This is a genomic window from Vibrio sp. 1078-1 (assembly GCF_033340475.1).
Genome location: NZ_JAWOWM010000378.1, coordinates 1 through 687, shown reverse-complemented (window position 1 = coordinate 687; position 687 = coordinate 1). Strand labels below are relative to the sequence as shown.

At 50.4% G+C, this 687-nt stretch carries 1 protein-coding gene; it reads right to left on the bottom strand.

Annotated elements, in window-relative coordinates; all coding sequences use genetic code 11:
- Positions 1-253: 253 nt before the first annotated feature.
- On the bottom strand, positions 254-601 hold the full coding sequence (locus R7190_RS27680; protein WP_001447549.1) for a hypothetical protein: 348 nt from the start codon (positions 599-601) through the stop codon (positions 254-256).
- Positions 602-687 lie beyond the last annotated feature (86 nt).

Below are 687 nucleotides of genomic sequence, written 5' to 3'. Positions count from 1 at the left end.
TCCACTTGGCCGGGCTCAGTGCTGAATAGGCGATTCATGAGAGCTTTGACGTCATCAACGCTCAAATCCCCGTAGAAGGCTACGCCATCCCCCTGGCAGTATCCGAGACTGTACTCAATCGTCAGATCATCCGGGTATCCACACTTAACCAGTTCGTTTTGAAAATGCTGTTTAATCATTGGTATCTCCTTAATTTCAGAGGGAGACACCATCCCCTCAGGGACCGATGTCCCCCGTGGGGTTAATGTTTGGGTTAAGAAGCCTTGCGGCTTAATTCAGTATCAAATCGAGGACCTTTGAGAACCGCAGTTTTCATAACCTCGAAGTTTCTTGGGTAACGCAGCTTTGAAACTGCGCCAGCTCGGATGTCGGCAGCCTCACTTGGAGAGACTAGCCTTAACCCTTCGCTGGTTTCAGCGTAGAACCAACCGGCATAACGCTCATAGGCATTCTGCTGGTACTGTTCAGTCGCCATATTCTTCCGGATCGCCTCTGTTAAGGCCTCAACAACACCGTCATCTTTCGTGATGATGTTGAAAACATGAGAGACGGTCAGGAAGTTCCCAAAGAAGCAGGCTGCCCCAAGCCAAGGCTGGAACATTTCGCCATTTCGCCCCGTCCTCACCATTGGTTCAAACGGGTATGGGCGATAACAGTGCTACTGCTCAAACATCGGGTCAAGAACGT